Genomic DNA, 17,498 nt, shown 5'->3' with positions numbered 1-17,498 from the left:
CGATGACCCCCGAGAGAGCTACGATACTGAGCCTGTCGCTGACTGTCTTGCTGGTCGCGTCGGCGCTTCCGCTGGGCGGAACAGGATTCGTCGGAACCGCCGCCGCCAACAGCCACGGCGGCGAGACGTTCACGCTCAGCCAGCCCGGCACGGACGTCTGCTACGAGGTGGACACCTTCACGCACGACCACGAGAAGATGGTGCCGGAGGTCCGCAAGCGGGGCAGCAACGAGGTCGGCGACGTGACCGGCCCGTACGAGAACCCCGACTGGAACGGGCCGGTCACCGTCGAGTCCATCATGGACTACCGCTATCGGGGCGGCGACGGGACGGGCCAGACGCCCTACTACGCGCCGTATCTCAACACCCAGTACCGGTGGGAGCCGTGGGAGGACGCCACCTACGGGCTGTACAACTGGTCGGAGAACAACCACAGCCACCTGTTCTTCTACGAGAACGCCGACGGCGAGGTGAGCCTCGTGGCCCGCCACGACAAGCTCTACGAGAACATCGGTACCGCCTCTCACCGCCCGTACAACGGCATCTACGGCAACATCCTCGGTGACGGCTTCTTCGAGCGCGCGCCCGGCGACGGCGAGATATCGTGGGAGTTCGTCACCGGGGGCGACGCGGTGGGGCTTCCGGACGGCGAGTGGGCGTACATCGACGACATGTACCCCAAGCCCGGGATGGACGACTACTACGTCGACGCCGAGGGGACCCGGTACGGTCACCGCGAGGCCGGCTACGTCGAGAACGGGACCGGCGAGCCCCTCGAAACGTTCGACGGCGGCTACTTCAGCATCGACTGGTCGTGGGACGCCTGGGAGAACAGCCAGGGCACCGTCAAGCACGGCTCCGACGGCGGGGCCTACCGGGGCTTCGAGAACCTCGACTCGGGCGAGCGCGTGACCATCACCAACTCCTTCTCCGGCATCGAGGAGTGGGAGGTCCGGACCAACGACGGCACCACGAACGGCGAGCAGCTCGACCTCGTGATGGGCGAGCCGCTGGTCATCGAGCGGGGCGCGAACTGCCTCCACGCGTCCATCGAGGCGAGTCCGAACCCGGTCGAGGTCGACCGGAACGTGACGTTCACCGCGCCCGGCGGTGCCGACGAGTACCGGTGGGACTTCGACGGCGACGGCCGACCGGAGGCCAACACCTCGGACAACACCGTCTCGCACGCCTACGGGAGTGCGGGCGACCGACAGGCCGGCGTGACGGTCCTCGACGGCAGCGAGACCACGTCGGCGAGCACGACGGTCGAGGTCGGGGCCGACCAGCCGCCCAGCGCCGCGTTCGCGGTCGAGGACGACGTGGGCGACGAGGACCACCACGTCGTGGGCGAGTCGCTCGGATTCAACGCGTCGGCGAGTTCGGACAACGTCGGCATCGCCTCGTACGAGTGGACCATCGACGGGGAGAACGCGACCGGCGAGCGGGTCGACCGGAGCTTCGACTCGCCGGGCGGCAAGGAGGTGACGCTGACGGTGACCGACCGCAGCGGGAAGACCGACGCCGTCACGAAGACGGTCACCGTCGTCGCCGAGGACGACCCGGAGGCGGCGGCGTCGGCGACGCCCGCGGAGGTCGAGGCCGGCGCGCCCGTCACCTTCGACGGGACCGCGAGCAGCGACGAACACGGCGAACTCGTCTCCTACGAGTGGGACTTCGACGGCGATGGCGCGCCCGAGGAGACGGGCCCACGGGTCGAGTGGACCTACGACGACCCCGGCGAGCGGAACGCGACCCTGACCGTCACCGACAACCACGGCAACGCCGACGTCGCGAACCGCACCGTCTCGGTGCGCGAGGGGAGCGCCCCGGTCATCGAGTCGATAGACGTCCCGTCCGAGGTGTCGGTCGCCGGGTCGCTCGCGGTGTCGGCGAACGCGACCGACGAGAGCGAGTTGACCTACGCGTGGACGTTCGCCGGCGGCGGCAACGCGACCGAGAAGGCCGGCCCGCAGGCGACCCACTCGTTCGACGACCAGGGGAACGCCACGGTCGAACTCGTGGTCGAGGACGCGACCGGCCGGACGACCTCGACCAGCGCGGCGGTCGCGGTCACCGGCACGCCGAACGCGGCGCTGTCGGCCGACCCCGCCGACGCCGACGTCGACGAGACGGTGACCCTCGACGCGAGCAACTCGACCGACGACGGTGCCATCGCGCGGTACGAGTGGGACGTCGACGGCGACGGCGAGTTCGAGCGCAACACGACCGACAACGCCAGCATCGAGACGACCTACGGCAGCGGCGGGACCTACGACGCGACGGTCAACGTCGTCGACGACGAGGGGAGCGCCGCCACCGCCACCGCCACCGTCGCGGTCGAGTCGAACGAGCAGGCCCAGGGCGGTGGTGGCGGCAGTAGCGGTGGCGGCGGCTCCGTGAGCCTCGGCCCGCCGCCGGTCCTGACCGAGACCGAGCGGGTCGGCCCGAACGAGGCCGCCATCGACGTGCGCAACGCTCGCGGCGACGAGGCGATCCGGTCGGACCTGCCCGCCAGCGAGGTGGCCGACGACACCGGCGTCCGGTTCCGAACCCTCGCCCTGAACGTCGGCGACGACGACCCTCACGTCGTCGTTCGGACCGTCGCGAGCGCCGGCGCGCCCGAGGACGCGCCCGCGCTGGGCGGAGCGGACGCGACCGGGGACGACTCGACCGGGACGGACGCGGGCGACGCGACCCCGCCGGACGAGACGCTGGCGTACCTCGACCTCGACGTGGAGTACGTCGACTCGGGCGTCGAGAACGCCACCGTGACGTTCGCGGTCGAGCGGAGCGCGCTCGGCGAGTACGCCCGAGCGGAGGACGTGACGGCCTACGGCTACGACGGGACGTGGACGGAACTCGACGCGACGGTCGTCGAGACGACCGACGACGCCTACCGGCTGGAGGCCACCGTCGACGGCCCCGGCGCGCTCGCGGTGGGCGCAACGGCCGGGCTGGCGGTGACCGACGTCGAACTGGCGAGCGACGGCGTGACGGCCGGCGAGCCCGTCGCGGCGAACGCGTCGGTCGAGAACGGCGGCTCGACCGCCCGGACCGAGACGGTGAACCTCACCCTCGCGGGGAGCGTGGTCGCCTCCGAGACGGTCGAACTCGGCCCCGGCGAGGCCCAGGAGCTGACCCTCTCGGGGACCGCGCCGACGCCCGGCTCCTACGAGGTGGCGGTCGGGAACCGGTCGGCCGGGACGCTCGCGGTCGCCGAGCCCGAGCCGGCCGACCTGTCGGTGACCGACGTGTCGCTGAACGCCTCGACCATCGCGGCGGGCGGGTCGGTCGAGATACGCGCGACGGTCGAGAACGCGGGCGACGAGGCCGGCGAGCGCACGGTCGCGCTCACCATGTTCGGCGAGCAACTCGCGACCGAGACCGTCGCGGTGGCGGGCGGCGAGACCGAGCGGGTCAGCTTCGTCCGCGAGGTCGACGCGCCCGGGAGCTACGAGGTCGACGTCGACGGCGAGACTGCGACTCTCGACGTCGAGTCGGCCGAGGGCGGCGACGGCATCGCGCCGGACGCGCCCGGCGTGCCCGGCTTCGGTGTCGGCGCGGCGGTCGCCGCGCTGCTCGCGGCCCTGCTGGTGGCCCGGGCGCGACGGTAGGCCGGACCGGCCACCGGGATTACGGGCCGCCTCGGGTTGAACGAGACGGCAGTCGGTTTAATCGTTCGGAACTCCGACGACCAAAAAACTAATCCCGCGACCCCGCCAAATCCCGGCCGTGCAGCCAGCGAGCGCCCCGCAACTCGTCGAGTACCTGCGGCGGCGAGTCGGCGACGACCTCCGCAGGGTGGTGTGCTACGGCGAGGACGAGACCGACGTCCTGTTCGCGCGCGGCGACCGCTCGGACGTCGAGTCCGACGCCGAACGGGCGGTGCAGTACCTCCGACACGAGTCGCGGTCGCGCGAACGGCGGACGTTCCCGTTCGGCGAGCTCAACGGCACGGTCCGGTCGTTCGAGGACGCGGTCGTGATGCACTTCCCGCTGGCGCAGTCGCGGGGCATCGTCGTGACGCTCGACCCGAACGCCGCGCGCCAGCTGAACGCGTTCATGGACGAGTGCATCGACCAGCTCTGAGCCCGCCGCGGCCGCGTTCGGCGGTCGCCCCGGCCCCGCGGTTGCTAACTGGCCGCCCTATAGCGCGGCCGTAGTAACAAAGCGTATCAACGCGGCGGCGTTCAGTTAACATATGGCCGTCGTCAGCATCTCGATGCCCGACGAACTGCTCGACCGCGTCGACGAGTTCTCCGAGGAACACGGCTACACCGGACGGAGCGAGGTGTTCCGCGAGGCCGCCCGCAACCTGCTCGGGGAGTTCGAGGACCGGAAGCTCGAAGAGCGGGACCTGATGGGCGTGGTCACCGTGTTGTTCAACTACGAGAGCACCACCGTCGAGGAGCGGATGATCCGGCTCCGCCACGAGTACGACGGGCTGGTCGCCTCGAACGTCCACAACCACGTCGGCGACCACTACTGCATGGAGCTGTTCATCCTCGAAGGCGACCTCGAGACCATCTCGACGTTCGTGGGCAAGATACGCGCGACCCAGGACACCCTCACGGTCGACTACTCGGTGATTCCGGTCGACGAGGTCGGTCCGTTCGCGAACGCGGAGTGACGCCGATCACTCTCGGTCGGGCTCGCCCGCGTCGCTCGATTCGCCCGCGCCGTCCCGTCCGTCCGCGTCGCTCGGTCCGGCCGGGTCGTCGGACCCGCTCGCGTCGTCAGCGTCCCCGCGGGCGACCGACTCGTCGCCGCCGTCCGTCGCCACCTCGTCCTCGCCACCGTCGGTGATGGCGGTCTCGCGCTTGCGCTCGAACCACGCCCACTCGCGGGTCTTGAGCCCGTCGCCTTCGAGGTTCCACGGGTCGCCGCCCTCGACCGGCGGGCCCTCCAGCCACGAGATGACGAGGTTGTAGACGAAGACGAGCTGGCCGAACGCCAGCAGGAAGGTCCCGGCACCCGCGACCACGTGGAGGTCCTGGAACTGCGGGAGGTAGGTGGCGTACCGCCGGGGCATCCCGCCGTAGCCCAGTATCAGCAGGGCGAAAAACACCACGTTCGACCCGACCATCGTGAGCCAGAAGTGTATCTTTCCCAGGGTCTGCTGGTACATCCGGCCGGTGTACAGCGGGAACCAGTAGTAGATGCCCGCGAAGCCCGCGACAGCGATGGCCCCCATCACGATGAAGTGGAAGTGTCCGACCACGTAGTAGGTGTCGTGGAGCACGAGGTCCACGGGGACCGAAGCGAGGAAGATGCCGGTGACGCCGCCGATGATGAAGTTCTGGACGAAGCCGACGCAAAACAGCATGGGCGTGGTCAGCCGCAAGCGGCCGTTCCACATGGTGGTGATCCAGTTGAACGTCTTGACCGCCGAGGGCACCGCGATGGCCAGCGATACCGCCATGAAACTCCCCCGGACGCGGGGGTCCATCCCCGCGGCGAACATGTGGTGGGCCCAGACGCCGAAGCTCAACACGCCGATGGCCAGCGTCGAGTAGACGACGAACTTGAACCCGAACAGCTTCCGGCCCGAGAATCTGGGCAAAATCAGGCTCACCAGCCCCATCGGCGGGAGAACGAGGATGTACACCTCCGGATGCCCGAAGAACCAGAACAGGTGCTGGTAGAGCAGCGACCCGCCGCCCTCGACCGCGAAGAACGTCGTCCCGAAGTTACGGTCGAGCAACAGCATGACGAGGACGCTCCCCAGCAGCGGGAACGCGAACAGGATGATGCCCGACTGGGTTATCATGGTCCACGAGAAGATGTCGAGGTTCGCCCAGCCGACGTCCTCGCCGCGCTCGGTGAAGATGGTCGCGACGAAGTTGATCGCGCCCATCGTCGCCGACACCCCGGTCAGGTGGAGTCCCAGAAGCATCAGGTCGACGCCCGGATTGGCCTGCTCGACCGAGAGGGGCGTGTACATCGTCCACGCGGTCTGGGCGGGCTCGACGCCGACGCCCAGGGGCGCGGCGAAGAAGCCGCCCCAGATGAGCAACGCCCCCGGCGGGAGCAGCCAGAACGCGATGGCGTTGATGCGGGGGAACGCCATGTCGTCGGCCCCGATCAACAGCGGGATGAAGTAGTTGCCGAAGGCGGCGAGGATGGGCGTCCCGAACAAAAACAGCATCGTGATGCCGTGGGAAGTCAGCAGCGAGTTGTAGAAGTTCGCCCCCACGACGACCGACTCCGGCGTCAGGAGTTCGGTCCGCATCAGCACGATGTTGATGCCGCCCCACGCGAACGCGACGATGCCGAAGGTGCCGTACAGCAGGCCGATGTCCTTGTGGTCGACCGTCGTCAGCCAGCGCACGAGCCCCCCGGGCTTTTCCTCGTGGCCTGTCTCCCCGCGGTCGCCGTACCCGCCCGCCCCGCTCCCGAGTGGCGCGTACGACCGCCAGTCTTCGAGCCGCAGGACGTAGGCGGCCACCGCGAGGAGGAGGACCCCCATGACGACAGTGAGTGCGAACGCCCCGACTTCTACCATACTCCATCGTGCGGACTACACGATAAAGAAAGGTTGGGCTGTTTCTTTGAAGTCTGAGCGGTTCGGCCCGGCGAGCGTCCGACCCGGGCGGTCGGCCCGACGAGTCCGGCGCGCACGACCGGGCCCTCCATCAGACGTATTAGCGTGGCCGGGGTACTCGGGATGTGGAACGGGGCGTGGGAACCGCCGGGTGGATAGTCGTCGCGGTCCTGCTGGCGACCGCCTGGCCCGTCGCGGGGGCGGTCGGGACGCTCGACGCCGGCAGCGACGCGACCGACCGACCCGCGGACGGCGGCGTCCGAGCGCCGGCCGCGCTCGCCGGAGCGTCGACCGCGCCCGCCCAAGAGACCCCCGGGAACAACTCCTCGGTCGCACACCGCGACCCCGACGAGGTCGCCGACGAGTCCGCGCCCGGCGCGGTCGAGGAGTGGCTCGCTCGGGAGGTCGGCGGAGCCGGGGGCGTCGACCTCAGCGACGAGGACCGCCGGCGCGCCCGCGAACTCGTCGAGAGCGACCCCGAACTCGCCGACCTCGCCGCCCAGTACGGCGAGGGAGCCGGCGACCGGCAGGTCGAGGGGAGCGACGCCCTCGGGGCGGCCCAGCGCCAGTTCTTCGCCGACGTCCAGCGGTACCGCGACGCCCACGGGGCGTACGAGCGCGCCCGGGAGGGTAATCGCACCGACCGCGAGCGTCGGCTCGCCCACCGACTCGAACGCCACGCGGCCGCGGTGAACCGCTCGGCCCGACTGCTCGACGGGAGCGACGCCGAACTCGGGTCGGCCGAACGCGTCGAGGAGGCGAACCGCAGTCGGACCGTCGCCCGGGTCCGGGACAACGTCACGGCCTCGCAGGTGAGCGTCCGCGACCGGACGCTCGTCCGGACGCGGCTGAACGTCATCGCCGACGACCCGTCGGGGTCGTTCGCCGACCCCGTGAGGCTGGCCGGGCAACTCCGGACCGCCGACGGCGACCCGCTGGCGAACGAGACCGTCACGGTCGCGGTCGGCGGGCAGGTCTACGACGCGACCACCGACGCGACCGGCGGGTTCGCGTTCGACTACCGACCCACGCTCGACGCGGCGGGCGAGCGCGACCGGACGGTGTGGTTCCTGCCCGCCAACGACTCGGCGTACCGCCGCGCGAGCGACGCCGTGACGTTCGCGGTCGAGCGCGTCAGCCCGACGGTCGCAATCGCGACCCACACCGAATCGGTCGGCTACGGCGACCCCTTCCGCGTCGCCGGCACCGTCGCGGCCGGCGGCGAGGGCGTCCCGAACGTGCCGGTGGCGGTGACCGTGGACGGCGTCGCGCTCGCGACCGTGGCGACCGACGCGAACGGCTCGTTCGACGCGAGGGCCCCGCTCCCGGCGAACGTCTCGGCCGGCGAGCGGCGGGTCCGTGTCCGGCTCGCGGTCGGCGACTCGAACGGGACGGCGAGCGCGAACGACTCCCGGGCGGCGAGCGCGAACCGGGCCGGCGGCCCGTCGGGCGCGAGCGGAGCCGACGGGACGCCGTGGTCGGACCTGCTGGCGGCCGAGAGCGACGCGCTCGACGGGCCGGCCGCGCTGGCTCCCGCGAACGCGTCCGCGAGCGTGAGCGTCGAGTCCACGCCCACCGAGCTGTCGATATCCCGCGTGGAACCGCTCGAAGCCAGCGCGTTCGTCACCGGACGGCTCGTCGCGGGCGACGGCGCGCCCGTCGCCAACGAGACCGTCGCGCTCCGGGTGGACGGCGCGAGCGCGGGCAACGTGAGTACCGACGACGCCGGCAGGTTCGCAGCGACCGTCGGGCTCCCGTCCAACGAGACCGACGGCTCGGCGCTCCAGGTAGTCGCGGCGTTCGCCTCGCCGGGCAACCTCGACCGTGCCCGGGCGACCGCGCGGGTCCCGCGCTCGTCGGCCGACGGCGGCCTGCCGGTCGACCCCCTGGAACTGGGCGTGGCCGGCCTGCTGGGGGTCGCGGCGGTCGGGGTGGCGGTCTGGCGGTTCCGGACGGGCACGTTCTCGCCCGAGACGGGCGCGCCCGACGACGGGGCCGGCGAGCGCGAGTCCGGGGGTGCCGGCTGGGGCTCGCCCGAGGTGTTCCTCGACGCGGCGACGGCGGCGCTCGACGACGGGGCGTACGATGCGGCCGCAGGAGCGGCCTACGCCTCCGTCCGGCGGCGACTCGCCGCCGGCGAGGCCGGGGTCGACCGGCCGGCCGGCGCGCGCACCCACTGGGAGTTTTACGCCGACTGCCGGGCGGCAGACCTGTCGGCCGACAGACTCGAACGACTGGAGCGACTCACCGCGATCTACGAGCGGGCGGCGTTCGCGCCCGAGAGCGTGTCGGCCGACGAGGCCAGTGAGGCGGTCGACGTCGCCCGGTCGGTGGCGTGAGCGCGGCGATGCCACGGCGAAATGACCGCGGGCTCGTCCCGAGCGACGCGACCTGAGGGCGGACTGAACGGGCGAGGCGCGCTCGCGTCGAGGGCTATTCGGGGACTCGCATCCCGCCGGGTCCACACATCTGACACGACCGCTGTCGGGGAGCCCACCTTTTTGGTCCCGTCGCGCGAGGGTGGTGGCATGGAGTACACCACGCTGGGCGACACCGGCACGACGGTCAGTCGACTCTGTCTCGGGACGATGAGCTTCGGGTCGAGCGACTGGCGGCCGTGGGTGCTCGACCCCGAGGAGGGCGAGGAGATAATCGAGCGCGCCATCGAACTGGGAATCAACTTCTTCGACACGGCGAACATGTACTCGAACGGCGAGAGCGAGCGCGTGCTGGGCGAGGCGCTCGACGGCCGGCGCGACGAGAGCGTGGTCGCCACGAAGGGCTACTTCCAGATGGACGACGACGACCCCAACTCCGGCGGCCTCTCGCGGAAGGCCATCGAGCAGGAGCTACGGAAGTCGCTCGACCGCCTCGGGATGGAGACGGTCGACCTCTACCAGATTCACCGCTGGGACTACGACACGCCCATCGAGGAGACGCTACGCGCGCTCGACGACGCGGTCCGCCGGGGGCAGGTCCGGTACGTCGGGGCCTCCTCGATGTGGGCCCACCAGTTCGCGGAGGCGCTGTACAAGAGCGACGCGCTGGGACTGGAGCGGTTCGTCACGATGCAGAACCACTACAACCTCGCCTACCGCGAGGAGGAGCGCGAGATGCTCCCGCTCTGCGAGAAGGAGGGCATCGGCGTGCTGCCGTGGAGCCCGCTCGCGCGCGGGTACCTGGCCCGACCCCACGAGGAAATCGACGCCACGACCCGGGGCGAGACCGAGCAGTACCTCTACGAGCACCCCTACCGGGAGGGCGGCGGCGACGAGATAAACGAGCGCGTCGGCGAACTCGCCGCCGACAAGGGCGTCACGATGGCCCAGATTTCGCTGGCGTGGCTCCTCCACAAGGACTGGGTCGACGCGCCCATCGTGGGCACCACGAGCGTCGAGCACCTCGAAGACGCGGTGGAGGCGCTCGAAATCGACCTCTCGTCGGGCGACATGGCGTACCTCGAAGAGCCCTACGAGCCGGTCGAGGTGTCGAGTCACGAGTGAGACGGTAACGCCGTCGTCGCGTTCGCCGTGCCGAACCTCGCCACAGGAAAACGGTTTTGCGCGCCTCGTTCGTACGTTCGATTGTGACCGACGACGACCCGCTCCGAAGCGCCGCCGAATCGCTCGAAACCGCCCGCGAGAGCGCGGCCAGCCCCGACGCCGACGACCGACTCGACGGCTTCGCCGAGCGCGTCCGCGGAATGGCCGAGGGCGACCGCGGCCCGGACCACGGCAGTCTCGCTCGCCTCGAACACGGGTTGCAGGACGTGCGGGGCGAACTGGACGACGAGGGAGCCGAGGCGGTGGACGAGGCGCTGGCGGACGTTCGGGCGTACCGTGAGACGGTGGACGGGGTGTGAGCAACCGCCGAAACGCAGTACGCGAATCTTCTACACGCGAATTTCCGAGATTTTCCGCTTGGCGCGTGCGAGTAACGCGCGCGAGGGACGAACGACCGAGCGGAGCGAGGGAGTGAGGAGGCTGGGGAGGGCGAGGCTGCGGTCTCTCAGAGGCGTCGGGAGAAGCTAGCTCGGAATCACCCGGAATAGCGGTCGATGTAGCCGGAGTAGTAGTCGATGTAGCCGGAGTAGTAGTCGATGTAGCCGGAGTAGTAGTCGATGCCGTCGTGAGGGGTAGAAGCAAACTACTGCCTCGACCGATGAAACCGCACAGTACCGCAACCGCCCCGCACCACGACCGCCCCGCACCGCAACCGCCCCGCACCACGACCGCCCCGCACCGCAACCGCGGCCCTCACGCCGCCTCAGCCTCCTCCGTCTCGACCGGCCGGAGGTGGGCGCTGAAGTGGCGCAGTTCGGGCATCCCCGGCTCGTCGACTATCTCCAGCCCAGAAATCTCGCCCGCGTCGCGGCGCTCGGCCACCGCGTCGAACGTCTCGGCGACGTGGTCGAGGTGGTCAGCGCCGTAGGTCCGGCGGGGGAGCGCGAGCCGGACGAGTTCCGGCCGGTCGGCGTCGGGGAACGCGAAGCTGCCGAGTTCGACCGCGCGGACGCCGCCCTCCCGATAGAGTTCGCAGGCCAGCGCCTGCCCGGGGAACTGCTCGCGGGGGATGTCGGGCAGGAACTCGTCGGCGCGGACGTACACCGCGTGGCCGCCGGTCGGGCGGACCACCGGAACGTCGCGGTCGGCCAGCAGGTCGCCGAGGCGCTGGACCTGCCCCACGCGGTCGGCGACGTAGCGCTCCTCGACCGCCTCGCGGAGCCCGACCGCCATCGCCTCGACGTCCCGGCCCGCCATCCCGCCGTAGGTCGTGAACCCCTCGAACAGGATGCCACGCTCGCGGGCGCGCTCGTAGAGGTCGTCGAGCGCGGGGTCGTCGCGGATGCCGACGAACCCGCCGACGTTGACCAGCCCGTCTTTCTTGCCGCTCATCACGACCGCGTCGGCGTGCGAGAGCTGTTCGCGCGCGATTTCGGCCACCGAGCAGTCGGCGTACTCGGGGTCGCGCTCCCGGACGAGGTAGGCGTTCTCGGCGAACCGGCAGGCGTCGACGACGAACGTGGCGTCGAGGTCGTCCGCGACTGCGGCGGCCTCGCGGACGTTCTCGACGCCGACAGGCTGGCCCGCCAGCGAGTTGTTCGTGAGGGTCACGACCACGGCCGGAATGCGCTCGCTGCCCACCTCGTCGGCGAGGGCGCGCACCTTCGCCACGTCGAGGTCGCCCGGGAATCGGCGTTCGTCGGCGTCGCCCCCGGATTCGTCCCCGAGCGCGCCGTCGAGCGGGCAGTCGACCGGCTCGGCCCCGTTGTTGGCGACGTGCGCCCGGGTCGTGTCGAAGTGGGTGTTGTTCGGCACGTAGTCGCCCTCCGAGACCAGCGCGCCGTAGAGGACGTTCTCCGCGCCCCGGCCCTGATGGGCGGGCACGATGCGCTCGAAGCCCATCACCTCGGAGACCGCGTCCTGCAGGCGGTCGAAGCTCTCGCTGCCGGCGTAGGCCTCGTCGCCGCGCATCATCGCGGCCCACTGGGACTCGCTCATCGTCCCCGTCCCGCTGTCGGTCAGCAGGTCGACGTACACGTCCGCCGAGTCGAGTTCGAAGACGTTGTACCCCGCCCGTTCGAGGGCGGCGACTCGTTCCTCGCGGTCGGGCAACCGAATCGGGGAGACGACCTTCGACTTGTACGCTCGCATGAAACCGAAATCGCCCGCGAGAACCGTATTACTTGCGCGACAGCCACGTTCGGCAGTGACTGGTCACGGCGACTGGGCGACGGGTCTGGGCATCGCGCGACGGGTGTGGCGGCGGGCGGGACCGCGAGGGGGAACCTATTCGTGGAGGCCGCCCACGTCCGCGTAGAACGACGACTGTAGCTGGTCGGCCATCTCCTCCTCGCGGTCGATGCGCGCGTCGATGACGGTGGGCACGTCCGAGGCCTTCCCCTCCCGGAGCGCGTCGGCGAGTTCGTCGGGCGTGGTCGCGCGCACCCCGTTCGCGCCGAACCCCTCCGCGACGGTCACGAAGTCGGTGTCGTGGAACTCGACGCCCGCGATGTCGTCCTCGCCGTCCTGCATCTGGCGGACCATCCCGAGGCTGGTGTCGTTGAGCACGACGAAGGTGGGCGCGACGCCCTGCTCGACGGCCGTCTCGACGCTGGTCATCGTCATCGTGAACCCGCCGTCGCCCGCGACGCCGATGACGTCGCGGTCCGTCGTAATCGCGGCCGAGACGGCGGCGGGCGTGGCCCAGCCCATCCCGCCGACGCCGCCCGACCCGAAGTAGGTCCGGGTGCCGGGCGTCTGGAGGTAGTTGAGCAGCCAGAAGCGGTTGTTGCCCGAGTCGGCCGTGACGATGGTGTCCTCGTCGACGACGCGCTCTATCTCCGTGACCGCCCGCTGGGGCTTGATGGGCGAGGCGTCGGAGTCACAGGCCGGCGCGTGGAACGACTCGCGGGCCTCGGCGGCCCGGTCGCGCGCCCAGTCGTTGTCCCCGCCGCCGGCCTCGGCGAGCGCCCGCAGGCTCTGGGTCGCGTCGCCGATGAGTCCCACGTCGGCGGGGTACACCCAGCCCGCGTTCTTCGTGGTCACGTCGGCGTGGACGATGGTCTGCTCGTCGGGTCGGACGAACTCGGGGGCCTGCCAGTTGGTGTCCATCGGGTTCATCCGGCAGCCGACCACCAGCAGGCAGTCGGCCTCGCTCACGGCCTGATTCGCGCCCTCGTGGCCGAACGAGCCGATGACGCCCGCCGCGAGGTCGTGGGTCTCGGGAATGGTGGACTTGCCCAGATACGAGGTGGTCACGACCGCGTCGTAGGCTTCGGCGACCGCCTCCAACTCGTCGTAGGCCTGCGCCGCGTGGACGCCGTTGCCCGCGATTATCACCGGACGCTCGGCGTCGGCGAGCGCGCCTGCGGCGTCGGCCACGTCGTCGTCGGTCGGCGCGGCGTCCCAGTTGCGGACCTGCTCGTCGGCGTCCCAGACCGGCGGAATCGACTCGTCGGGCACCTCCTCGGTGATGGCGTCGCCGTCGAGGACGACCGCCGTGGGGCCGGGCCGGCCGGCGGTGGCGTGCTTGAACGCCAACTGGACGCTCCGGAGGGTCTCGGTCGGCGAGCGGGGGAACCAGTGTTCCTTGGTCACGCCGTCGAGAATCGAGGGGAGGTCGAGGCCGCCGTAGTCGCCCCGGGCCTGCTGGTAGGGCGCGAGCGTGGAGTAGTCGCCGCGCTCGCTGGCCTCGGTCAGGACCACCATCGGCGACGAGGAGAGCCGGGCCTCCATCTGGCCGATAGCGCCGAGACTGCCGATCCACGGCCCCTGTCCGGTGAGCACGCCCGGCGTCTGGGTGAGCCGGCCGTACACCTCGGCCATCACGCTGCCCTCGCGCTCGTCGCGGGGCCGGACCACGTCCACGTCGGACTCGGGGAGCTCGTCGAGCAGTTCGATGGCGCGACCGCCGGGGTAGCCGAACACGTACTCGACGCCGAGGGCCTCCAACTGGTCGACGAGCGCCTCGTTGGTCTCGGTCATCGTGCCTCCGGTCGTGGAGCGGTGGTTCGCGACGCTGGCATGGTACTAACAGTCACGAGCCGCCGTCTTTGGTCTGTCGCTTCCGGAGAGCGTCGGACGGGGACGAAAACGTGAGTAGTCGGGAGCGCGGCGCTCGAAAAACCGCCGGCCGGGGCTCAGTCCTCGACGTCGGCGAACAGGTCGTCGACCGCCGACCGGGCCGCGAGCGCGGCGTCCTCGGCGACCTGCTCCTCGTCGCCGGCCTCGGGCGCGTTGAGGTAGACGTCCACGTCGAGGATGCCGTCCTCGAAGTTGACGGTCACGTCGACGTCGCGAACCGCCGAGTTCGACAGCCGCGAGAAGATGAGTCCCTCGGCGGCCTCGGCGGCCGTCCGGACGACCTCGTCGTCGGTCGGGGACTGGTCGTCGCCTGCGGCCCGCTCGTCGTCGGTCGGCATCTATGCGCCGGGGCCGCCCATGCCCGGTCCCTGCGGGCCGCCGGGGCCGCCACCGCCGCCGAGCATGTTCTGGAGCTCGGACTGGAGGCTCTCGAACTGCTCTTGGACGCGCTCCTCCTGCTTTTCGAGGGTCTCGACGCGGATTTCGAGGCTGTCGACCTTCTCGTCGAGGTCGGACTCGGCCTGCTCGTAGTCGGTCTTGACGAACAGCTCGCCGACCTCGCGGTACATCGTGGTGTCCTCGTCGATGTCGTCGAGCTCGTCGAGCGCGGTCCGGGCCTCGTTGAGCTGGGTCTCGGCCTGATTCTTCTGGACCGCGACTTGCTGGGCCGTGTCCTGGAGGTCCTGTAGCTCTTCGAGTTTCTCCTGTGCTTCCGGCGGCAGATTACCCTGCATACCTCGACGGACGCGACCCGGACTGAAAAACCCCCGCTTTCGGTCCGCCGACGGTGTTCGGAGAGGCGAGTCCGAGTGACGGCGGGTTCTCGAAAGCCCTCGGCGCGCTCTCCGACGCCGGGACGCTGCTGGATTCGCCGAGCGCACCGAGTCGTTGTCGCGCGTATCCGCGTGCGGTGCCCCGTCCGGCAACCGGCGTCGTCAGAACGCGAGCAGCGCGCCGCCGACGAGCCCCATCGTGACGAGGAGTCGACCCACGCTCCCCGCGAACGTCGCCAGCGCGAACTTGGTGTAGTCCTCTTCGAGGATGGCGAACGCGTAGATGGAGATGGTGTCGGGGAAGAAGGGGACCGACAGCGCCAGCGCCATGCCGAGGTAGCCCCACTTCTGGGCGACCTGCACCGTCTTGCGCTCGGACCACTCGATGACGTCGAACCGCGAGCGCCGGAGCCACCGGATGATGGGTCCCGACTCCTTGGCCTCCTGGCCGATGTGGAACGCCAGGACGCTGCCGGCGGCCTTGCCGAGGCCGCTGACGACGATGATGACCGCGTACTTGACCGGCTCCGAGAGGCCCAGGTCGAGCGGGGCGGCCAGCACCACCTCGCTCACGCCGGGGAGCGCGAACGCGATGAGAAACGAGTAGACGAAGATGATGCCCAGCCCGACCCATCCCGTCGCGGTCTCGACGAGCCGCGCCATCCACTCGAACCCCCCGAACGACGGCAGTTCGAACAGCACGTGGACGCTGGGCGTGAACACGCTCGGGAAGAGGGAGGACCCCATTGTTAGCTTTTTGTCTTCGGCCGGGGTGGGGGCACCGGAGCCGGCGGAACCGCTACGGCTCGACCCCGGCCGGCGAACAGACTCATGCCCGTCGGGCCGATAGTGCCCCCGTGTTCGACCACGAGTACACGCTCGTCGCCCACCCGCGGCTCCGAGCGCGGGTCTCCTACCGGCGCGAGGGCAACGAACTGGGGGCCGCGACCGTCCGACTCGACTACCGGCGCGACGACGGGTGGACCGAGGCGGGTACCGCCGTCGACCTGCCCGAACCCGCCGACGAGGCGACCGTCGACTGGCGGGGGTTCCGGGTCGCGCTCTACCGCGACGGCGAGCCTGTGGTGGCCCGGGAGGTCTCGTCGGGGCTCGCGTCCGACGCCCGCGACGCGATGGCGCTCGTCGAGCGCGTCGCCCCTTCGGTGGCGCGCAGGGTCGAGCGGACCGCGAGGTCGCTCGCGAGTCGCGCGCCGGGGACCGTCCAGATGCGCCAGCCCGACGGCTCGACCGTCGAGGCGCTCGACCCGCCCGCGCAGGCCGGCTTCGAGGTGTATCGGGACGAGGCCGGGAAGTGGCGCTGGCGGCTCGTCCACGACAACGGCAACGTGCTCGCCGACTCCGGACAGGGGTACTCGTCGCGCCGAGCGGCCCAAGCGGGGCTGCGGAGCGTGAAGCGCAACGCGCTCGGCGCGCCCGTCGAGCGCGTCGACGCCGAATCCGAGCGCGACGTGCGGACGAGTTCGGACGCCGAGCGCGACGCGGGAGGCGACCGGGCCGGCACCGACGACGCGACCGACCGCGGGTCAGCCGAGCCGTAGCGCGATTACAGCCCTTCCAGCGACCGGAGCTTCTGCTCGACGCCCGGCGGCGCGGCGCTCGGCCCGTCCCTGACCCGGTGGTCCGGAATCACCAGCGGCGCGGGGTTCTCGGCGAGCGCGGCCCGGACCGCGTTCAGGTCCTCGTCGTCGGCGTGGTCGAGGCCGCTGGTCATCCGGGCGAGCGTCTCGACGTCTATCTCGTCGCCGTACGGAATCTCCCGGACCCCGTCCAGCACCCGGCGCTGGTCGGTGGGGACCGTGAGCGCGACCGCCACGTCGTCGAACTCCTCGCTGGTGACCCCGTCGAGGTAGTCGAACGCCCGGTCGAGCAGGTCGTGGTCCGGGCGGGCCTCCTCGTCGGGCGTCTCGGGAAAGGAGACGCTGAGGACCCGCCCGCTGGCGAGGCCGAACTGGACGTACCGGTCGAGGTACGACGACTCCCGGGCGAAGATGCCCGTCACGCCGTCGCCGTCGAGTTCGTCCGCTCCGACCGGGGCCGCCTCGTCGGTCGCAGTATCGGGGGCGTCACCGTCTCCGTCGCCACCAGTCTCGTCCATGACCGCCGATTCGGGCGGTTCGGACTTGAAGATTGTGCGACGCGCGCTCGCCAGCGGACGGATGCGCGGCCGCCGACTGGCGCGGTCGATGGACAAAAATCGCGTCCGCATCGAGGCTTAAGTCCCCGCGGACCCAACCCACGGCCGTCATGGCCGACAGTCCCTTCGAGACGACGTTCCGCGTCGGCGAGGTGGTCGACGCCGAGTCGTTCCCCGAGACGGAAAAGCCCGAGATGGCCATCCTACAGGTCGACCTCGGCGAGGAGACGGTCCAGTCGGTCGCCCAGACCGGCTACAACTACGACCCCGACGACCTCGTGGGCAGGCAGGTGCTCTGTGCCACGAACCTCGGGTCGGTCCGCATCGCGGGCGAGAAGAGCGAGGCGCTGACGGTCGGCGTCCCCGACGAGGCGGGCAATCCCGTTCTGGTCGGTCCCGACGCGGACGTCCCGCTCGGGGGCGAACTGTACTGACTGTCC

At 70.8% G+C, this 17,498-nt stretch carries 15 protein-coding genes; 8 read left to right on the top strand and 7 right to left on the bottom strand.

What is annotated here, in order from left to right; genetic code table 11:
* Positions 1-2 precede the first annotated feature (2 nt).
* The 3 genes from EPL03_RS10915 to EPL03_RS10905 all read left to right on the top strand — a co-directional run bounded on the left by EPL03_RS10915 (position 3) and on the right by EPL03_RS10905 (position 4,630).
* Positions 3-3,614 carry a PKD domain-containing protein gene (locus tag EPL03_RS10915; RefSeq protein WP_135829338.1) on the top strand — a complete coding sequence of 1,204 codons (3,612 nt, stop codon included), beginning with the start codon at positions 3-5 and terminating at the stop codon, positions 3,612-3,614.
* 118 nt (positions 3,615-3,732) lie between these two features.
* Positions 3,733-4,089, top strand: a complete 357-nt coding sequence (locus EPL03_RS10910; RefSeq protein WP_135829337.1) for a DUF7522 family protein — start codon at positions 3,733-3,735, stop codon at positions 4,087-4,089.
* 112 nt (positions 4,090-4,201) lie between these two features.
* Positions 4,202-4,630, top strand: a complete 429-nt coding sequence (locus EPL03_RS10905; RefSeq protein ID WP_135829336.1) for a CopG family ribbon-helix-helix protein — start codon at positions 4,202-4,204, stop codon at positions 4,628-4,630.
* Between the two features lie 6 nt (positions 4,631-4,636).
* Here the strand turns inward: EPL03_RS10905 and EPL03_RS10900 are convergent, their stop codons facing one another.
* Complete coding sequence (locus EPL03_RS10900) at positions 4,637-6,469, bottom strand: cytochrome c oxidase subunit I (RefSeq protein WP_135829574.1); 1,833 nt, start codon at positions 6,467-6,469, stop codon at positions 4,637-4,639.
* 200 nt (positions 6,470-6,669) lie between these two features.
* Here EPL03_RS10900 and EPL03_RS19980 point away from each other — a divergent pair, with 200 nt between their 5' ends.
* The 3 genes from EPL03_RS19980 (at position 6,670) to EPL03_RS10885 (ending at position 10,406) form a co-directional block, all read left to right on the top strand.
* On the top strand, positions 6,670-8,883 hold the full coding sequence (locus EPL03_RS19980; protein ID WP_168216234.1) for an alpha-2-macroglobulin family protein: 2,214 nt from the start codon (positions 6,670-6,672) through the stop codon (positions 8,881-8,883).
* A 189-nt stretch (positions 8,884-9,072) separates the two neighbouring features.
* Positions 9,073-10,047 (top strand): aldo/keto reductase, encoded by a 975-nt coding sequence (locus tag EPL03_RS10890; protein WP_135829335.1) that lies wholly within the window; start codon positions 9,073-9,075, stop codon positions 10,045-10,047.
* Between the two features lie 83 nt (positions 10,048-10,130).
* Positions 10,131-10,406 carry a DUF7553 family protein gene (locus EPL03_RS10885; protein WP_135829334.1) on the top strand — a complete coding sequence of 92 codons (276 nt, stop codon included), beginning with the start codon at positions 10,131-10,133 and terminating at the stop codon, positions 10,404-10,406.
* Between the two features lie 394 nt (positions 10,407-10,800).
* Here EPL03_RS10885 and EPL03_RS10880 read toward each other — a convergent pair whose 3' ends face one another.
* From EPL03_RS10880 to EPL03_RS10860, 5 genes are all read right to left on the bottom strand, one after another.
* Positions 10,801-12,198, bottom strand: coding sequence for a tryptophanase (locus tag EPL03_RS10880; protein WP_135829333.1), 1,398 nt, complete (start codon positions 12,196-12,198; stop codon positions 10,801-10,803).
* A gap of 135 nt (positions 12,199-12,333) precedes the next feature.
* Positions 12,334-14,031, bottom strand: coding sequence for a thiamine pyrophosphate-binding protein (locus EPL03_RS10875; protein WP_135829332.1), 1,698 nt, complete (start codon positions 14,029-14,031; stop codon positions 12,334-12,336).
* A gap of 155 nt (positions 14,032-14,186) precedes the next feature.
* The gene (locus EPL03_RS10870; RefSeq protein WP_135829331.1) at positions 14,187-14,468 is read right to left on the bottom strand and encodes a DUF3194 domain-containing protein; all 282 of its coding nucleotides are present in this window, start codon (positions 14,466-14,468) and stop codon (positions 14,187-14,189) included.
* Positions 14,469-14,864 (bottom strand): prefoldin subunit beta, encoded by a 396-nt coding sequence (locus EPL03_RS10865; RefSeq protein WP_135829330.1) that lies wholly within the window; start codon positions 14,862-14,864, stop codon positions 14,469-14,471.
* Between the two features lie 201 nt (positions 14,865-15,065).
* Positions 15,066-15,566, bottom strand: a complete 501-nt coding sequence (locus EPL03_RS10860; protein ID WP_210424981.1) for a YqaA family protein — start codon at positions 15,564-15,566, stop codon at positions 15,066-15,068.
* 194 nt (positions 15,567-15,760) lie between these two features.
* On the opposite strand from EPL03_RS10860, the gene EPL03_RS20475 reads away from it, so the two are divergent.
* On the top strand, positions 15,761-16,462 hold the full coding sequence (locus tag EPL03_RS20475; RefSeq protein WP_135829328.1) for an HVO_2922 family protein: 702 nt from the start codon (positions 15,761-15,763) through the stop codon (positions 16,460-16,462).
* 5 nt (positions 16,463-16,467) lie between these two features.
* Here EPL03_RS20475 and EPL03_RS10850 read toward each other — a convergent pair whose 3' ends face one another.
* Positions 16,468-17,019: an MGMT family protein gene (locus tag EPL03_RS10850; RefSeq protein ID WP_135829327.1), complete on the bottom strand. Its 552-nt coding sequence runs from the start codon at positions 17,017-17,019 to the stop codon at positions 16,468-16,470.
* Between the two features lie 149 nt (positions 17,020-17,168).
* Between EPL03_RS10850 and EPL03_RS10845 the strand changes: the two genes are divergently transcribed.
* Positions 17,169-17,492 (top strand): tRNA-binding protein, encoded by a 324-nt coding sequence (locus EPL03_RS10845; RefSeq protein WP_135829326.1) that lies wholly within the window; start codon positions 17,169-17,171, stop codon positions 17,490-17,492.
* The last annotated feature ends 6 nt before the right edge of the window (positions 17,493-17,498 follow it).

The organism is Halorussus halobius, from assembly GCF_004765805.1.
Classification (GTDB): Archaea; Halobacteriota; Halobacteria; order Halobacteriales; family Haladaptataceae; genus Halorussus; species Halorussus halobius.
Note: the sequence above shows the minus strand (reverse complement) of the source record. Positions and strands in the feature narration are given on the sequence as shown.

Coding starts and splice junctions, on each gene's coding strand:
- EPL03_RS10915 (WP_135829338.1), top strand. CDS start 3: ATGACCCCCGAGAGAGCTACGATACTGAGCCTGTCGCTGACTGTCTTG.
- EPL03_RS10905 (WP_135829336.1), top strand. CDS start 4,202: ATGGCCGTCGTCAGCATCTCGATGCCCGACGAACTGCTCGACCGCGTC.
- EPL03_RS10900 (WP_135829574.1), bottom strand. CDS start 6,469: ATGGGGGTCCTCCTCCTCGCGGTGGCCGCCTACGTCCTGCGGCTCGAA.
- EPL03_RS10890 (WP_135829335.1), top strand. CDS start 9,073: ATGGAGTACACCACGCTGGGCGACACCGGCACGACGGTCAGTCGACTC.
- EPL03_RS10880 (WP_135829333.1), bottom strand. CDS start 12,198: ATGCGAGCGTACAAGTCGAAGGTCGTCTCCCCGATTCGGTTGCCCGAC.
- EPL03_RS10875 (WP_135829332.1), bottom strand. CDS start 14,031: ATGACCGAGACCAACGAGGCGCTCGTCGACCAGTTGGAGGCCCTCGGC.
- EPL03_RS10870 (WP_135829331.1), bottom strand. CDS start 14,468: ATGCCGACCGACGACGAGCGGGCCGCAGGCGACGACCAGTCCCCGACC.
- EPL03_RS10865 (WP_135829330.1), bottom strand. CDS start 14,864: ATGCAGGGTAATCTGCCGCCGGAAGCACAGGAGAAACTCGAAGAGCTA.
- EPL03_RS10860 (WP_210424981.1), bottom strand. CDS start 15,566: ATGGCGCGGCTCGTCGAGACCGCGACGGGATGGGTCGGGCTGGGCATC.
- EPL03_RS10850 (WP_135829327.1), bottom strand. CDS start 17,019: ATGGACGAGACTGGTGGCGACGGAGACGGTGACGCCCCCGATACTGCG.
- EPL03_RS10845 (WP_135829326.1), top strand. CDS start 17,169: ATGGCCGACAGTCCCTTCGAGACGACGTTCCGCGTCGGCGAGGTGGTC.